The organism is Anabaena sp. CS-542/02 (assembly GCF_028331085.1).
GTDB lineage: Bacteria > Cyanobacteriota > Cyanobacteriia > Cyanobacteriales > Nostocaceae > Anabaenopsis > Anabaenopsis arnoldii.
Genome location: NZ_JAQMTM010000102.1, coordinates 1 through 5,567 on the forward strand (window position 1 = coordinate 1; position 5,567 = coordinate 5,567).

Here is a 5,567-nt window from a genome sequence, read left to right on the forward strand (position 1 = left end):
CGGTTGACGGTTGACTGTTGACTGTTGACTGTTGACTGTTGACTGTTGACTGTTGACTACGCTGGGTTTCGACTACGCTCAACCAGCGGGGTTTGGGTTTCGGGTGCGCTGGGTTTCGACTACGCTGGGTTTCGACTACGCTGGGTTTCGACTACGCTCAACCAGCGGGGTTTGGGGGTATTAAGGGGCGATCGCTATGTGCAGCAGCGTTAGGGCGATCGCGATTAAATGAGTATATTTGTTGATACACAACAAGTATACTCATAAACTATAACTCATAAATCATAACTTACTGATTATAACAAACATGGCGAAAAAAGCAGACATAGGGGGGAAAACAGTATAAAGTCTGTTGACGGTTGATGGTTGATAGTTGAATGTAATAAGGGGCGATCGGCTTGTAGTATTCGCGATCGCTATTGAGACAGAGTAAGGATACTCCGGTTGTGGGAATGTAAGATTAAGTACAAGAGGGTGATATTTACTAACTATGATGATTTTTTGCGGTGGGATTAGTAACGAGTTAAGAAAGCTATCTTACAACCTTTGTGATTCCTTAGTCACTGACATCGGTAACCAAGCTACCCAAGGAATAGCTTGTAACACAGGACAGGAAATAGAGGCTTATTTTAAACTGATTGACGCAACTTCTGCGGTAACACTGGTAGAATATCGGGTTACTTCAGAATTAGCCCTGGGGAAAATTCACCAAGGTGAAGCCAAGAGCATCTATATACATCAAGACCCGCGGGAAATTCTCTCTACTGTGGTGAGTGCTTCAACAGAAAAAGCCGCTTTTGCATCTAGCTTATTAAACCTGTGGCAACAATATCACGAAAAATGGTTTCCCCAAGAGTATACTTTATTCATCGCTAGAGAAAATTTAGTTTCTCAAGTAGATTTAACTATTACCCAATTAGCCGAATATTTAGAAGTTACATTAGAACTTACAGCCACAGATGCAGGGATTACTTTAATTAACCAGTATTGTTTACCCCCAGCAACACCCTGGACTCAAAGCCTCAGCCCAGAAAAATGTTTAATTATTGAAACCCTACTGCAACCATTACTTATCTATTTTAACTACACAGATGAGGCTGAGTTATGCCTGAAATTAGAGCAACACTTAGCAGCTATAGAATTACCAACCCTACTTACAGAACTCAACCCCATACTAACACAGAGTATTTCCTTTAAACCGCCCTTGAGGGAGGAATTTTACAACTCCTTAGAGGAATATCTAATTACCAGATTAACCAACCGGGGGGGAGGAGAAATAGCAGCAGAAATCTGCCATCTGTTCGGGAATATCTTAAGCCAACAACATGAATTAACTTTAGCAGAAAAATGGTATTTACGGGCTGTGAGTATCCAACCGCAGTTAGCTAAATCTCACCATAATTTGGGATTGGTCTATGAACAACAGCATAACTGGGAAGCAGCCATTAACCACCACACCCAGGCGATCGCCATTCACCCCAATTACACTAAAGCTCACTATCGTTTAGGCTTAATTTATCGGCGACAGCAACAGTTTACCGCAGCCATAGGGGAATTTTCCCAACTTTTAGCACTCGACCCCGTCCATCAAGGGGCAAAATTTAACTTAGCCCTGATCTATGAACAGGAAAATGTAGATGCGATCGCCAATCTTTTAGAACCAAGTGACCTAGAACTATTACCAAAGCTGACCAATCATATCAATAATACAGGCACAGACCTAGTTAATCAAGGGAAATTAAAAGAGGCGCAAAAATGCTTTGAATACGTGATTGAACTAGACCCAGAGGCAGTTTTAGCTTACTACAACCTAGGCTGTATCTTCCAAAATGAGAAATATTATATTGAAGCTATATACTACTATAATCGGGCTGTAGAAATCAACCCAGAATACATGGGGGCGCTGAAAAACTTAAGTTATGTTTACTATCAAAATGGACAACCCAACTTAGCCCAAGAATGTATTGAAAAAGTCCTGAAAATCAATCCCCAGCACAGCGAAATCTACGAACTTTTAGGGTATTTCGCCAACGACCAAGGAAAAATCCTCGAGTCTATTAATCTCTTCAACGAAGCTCTAAAAATTAACCCCCATAACCCCAAACTCCATTCTAGTTTTTTGTTTAACATTAGTGCTCTGAGCAACTTTACCCCCCAAGAAATCCTAGACTCTGCCGAACTGTGGTATTTACAGCAGGTAGTGAATCAATGGTTACCACACATCAAAAATCACCCCAACCCTAAAACCCCACACCGACCCCTACGCATTGGCTATATTTCCCCTGATTTCCGCAGACATTCAGTGAGTGCTTTTATTAAACCCGTCATCCAACACCATGACCGCAGTCGTGTAGAGGTTTTCTGTTATGGGGAGGTGAGTAAACCCGATGGAATTACGGAGGAAATTATCAACATCTGTGACGCTTGGCGTTCCACAGTGGGGATGAGTGGCATAGAAGTGGCAGAGTTAATTAAAAGCGATCGCATAGATATTCTAGTAGACTTAGCAGGACACACAGTAAGTAACCGCCTGGTAGTATTGGGAATGAAACCCGCCCCCATTCAAGCCACATACTTAGGATATTTTGCTACTACTGGGTTACCCACCATTGACTATTGGATTACTGATCAAGTCCTCCACCCCCCTGATACAAAAGAAAAAACCAGCGAAACAATTTGGCGTTTACCCCGGTGCTATGTCAGTTATGAGCCATTGAAAGATACACCGGATATTACCCAACTTCCTTACCAAAAAACAGGTATCTTTACCTTTGCATCCTTCAACACCCTAAGGAAACTGACACCGGAAACCCTATCTTTGTGGACTGAAATCCTCAAAGCTGTTCCCCATTCCCGCTTAGTGATTAAATGCGCCAGTTCTAATGTTTTCAACCCCCTAATTACAGAGAAAATTCAAACCCCGTTTATGAAAGAGGGTATCGACCCTAAACGCATCGCCTTATACGGTGGTTACGCAGCAGACCAAGACCACCTCAACCTATATAATCAAGTTGACCTACATTTAGATAGCATCCCCTATACAGGGTGTACTACCACCTGTGAAGCTTTATGGATGGGAGTACCCACCCTCACCCTCGCAGGGAGTCGGAAGATGGAGCGCATGAGTGCTAGTATCCTCCATACCTTGGGTTTAGATGATTTCATTGCTCAGAGTCGGGGTGAGTATGTGCAAAAAGCTGTAGAATTAGCCCAAAATCCTTACATCCTAGCAAATTTGCGCCCGACTATACGCCAGAGAATGGAAGAGTCTCCTTTGTTAGATGTGGAGAACATGGCCAGGACTTTAGAAACCAGTTATCAGCAAATGTGGGAAATTTATTTACAACAGCAATCACCTAATTCTATCTGTGGGGAGTTAGATGCTGCGGTGACTATTAATGATTATCAAGAGTATATCACACATCATCCTGATGATGCTCAGGCTTACTACCGTTTAGGTTTAGCTTATGTAGCTTCCAATGATGTGGAAAAGGCCGTCTCAGCCTATTTGCAGTCTCTCACCCTTGACCGCTCCTGCGCTGTAACATATCAAGCACTAGCTCAACTGTTAAAGGAACAAGAATTAATTGAGGAGGCTGAAAAATATCACCGCTATGCCAGTTTACTCTCCATAAGTCACTAAATGATCTGTGTTAAACTGTTACCAAAAGTTGTGTTTTGAACTCGCTCATATTCCTATTGCGTGGGGAATTGATCCGATTTAAGTTACAGTTGGGATAACTATCACAGTGTGAGGATTAATACTATATGCGAATCTTACTGGTATATCCAATATTTCCCAAAACCTTTTGGTCTTACGAAAAAATCTTGGCATTAGTCGATCGCAAAGTTTTACTACCACCTTTGGGTTTAGTAACAGTGGCGGCAATTTTACCCCAAGAATGGGAGTTTAAGCTAGTAGATCGCAATATTCGCCCGGTGACCGCAGCAGAATGGGATTGGGCGGATGTGGTAATTTTCTCGGCCATGATTGTCCAAAAGCAAGATTTATTAGAGCAAATTCAAGAAGCAAAACAACGTGGTAAGTTAGTGGCTGTGGGTGGTCCCTATCCCACTTCTGTACCCCACGAGGTACAAAATGTCGGTGCTGATTTTCTGATTCTCGATGAAGGGGAAATCACCCTACCCATGTTTATTGATGCTATTCAACGGGGTGAAACTTCTGGGGTTTTCCGCGCTACAGAAAAACCAGATGTCACAATTACACCCATCCCGCGGTTTGATTTACTAGAATTGGATGCCTATGATATGATGTCGGTGCAGTTTTCCCGTGGGTGTCCCTTCCAGTGCGAATTCTGCGACATTATTGTACTCTATGGACGTAAACCCCGCACGAAAACCCCAGCCCAACTATTAGCAGAGTTAGATTACCTCTATAAATTGGGTTGGCGGCGGGGTGTGTTTATGGTAGATGATAACTTTATCGGTAATAAGCGTAATGTGAAATTGTTACTCAAAGAGTTAAAAGTCTGGATGGCTGAACATCAGTATCCTTTCCGCTTTGACACTGAGGCTTCTGTGGATTTGGCACAAGATCCAGAAATGCTGGAGTTGATGGTGGAGTCTGGTTTCTCGGCGGTGTTCTTGGGGATTGAAACCCCAGATGAGGAGAGTCTGCAATTAACTAAGAAGTTTCAAAATACTCGCGGTTCCCTAGCTGATGCTGTGCAAACTATTATTAAGGCTGGACTGCGGCCTATGGCTGGGTTTATTATTGGCTTTGATGGCGAAAAAGCCGGCGCAGGCGATCGCATTGTCAGGTTTGCGGAACAAGCGGCCATTCCCTCTACTACCTTCGCCATGTTACAAGCGCTACCCAATACAGCATTGTGGCATCGTCTGACAAAAGAAGGACGACTACGGGAAAATCAAGATGGTAACATCAACCAAACCACATTAATGAATTTCATCCCTACCCGTCCTCTGGAAGATATTGCCAGGGAATATATTGATGCGTTCTGTACTTTATATGACCCGATTAAATACTTAGACCGCACCTATCGCTGTTTCTTGATGATGGGTTTACCAAAATGGAAAGCGCCAGCTAAGATGCCAGAATGGGTAGTTGTGAAAGCGTTACTCATTGTCATTTGGCGACAGGGGATTAAACGGGAAACTCGTTGGAAATTCTGGCATCATTTATTTAGTATCCTCAAACGTAATCCGGGAGTTTTAGAACACTATATCTCTGCGTGTGCCCACAACGAGCATTTTCTAGAGTATCGCCAAATTGTCCGCGACCAGATAGAAAGTCAGTTAGCGGTCTATTTAGCACAAGGGAAAGAAGAACCTTATGTATTAGTAGAGAAAAAAGCCGAGGTGCTGGCTAGTTAGGAGATATCTCCCCAGGTAATGTAGAGACTCACTATAGCCAGTCTCTACATTACCGAGCATTTTCCCCAGGACTGCTATATAAATCCTAGACAAGTCTAGACATTTATTTCTTACTTCGCAGGGAGCATGGGAGCGGTTATCCCTCAGTAAGCTTTCAAGGTTTAGCCAACCTCGATAAGTTAATTGCTGCGTTTAAATCCCTATCCATTGAA

Annotated in this window: 2 protein-coding genes; both read left to right on the top strand. The window is 42.9% G+C overall.

Features of this window, described 5'->3' with window-relative positions; translation table 11 throughout:
- Positions 1–490 precede the first annotated feature (490 nt).
- Positions 491–3,643, top strand: coding sequence for an O-linked N-acetylglucosamine transferase family protein (locus PN447_RS11605; RefSeq protein WP_271763189.1), 3,153 nt, complete (start codon positions 491–493; stop codon positions 3,641–3,643).
- Positions 3,644–3,768: 125 nt separating this feature from the next.
- Complete coding sequence (locus PN447_RS11610; protein WP_271763190.1) at positions 3,769–5,355, top strand: B12-binding domain-containing radical SAM protein; 1,587 nt, start codon at positions 3,769–3,771, stop codon at positions 5,353–5,355.
- Positions 5,356–5,567 lie beyond the last annotated feature (212 nt).

Coding starts and splice junctions, on each gene's coding strand:
- PN447_RS11610 (WP_271763190.1), top strand. CDS start 3,769: ATGCGAATCTTACTGGTATATCCAATATTTCCCAAAACCTTTTGGTCT.
- PN447_RS11605 (WP_271763189.1), top strand. CDS start 491: ATGATGATTTTTTGCGGTGGGATTAGTAACGAGTTAAGAAAGCTATCT.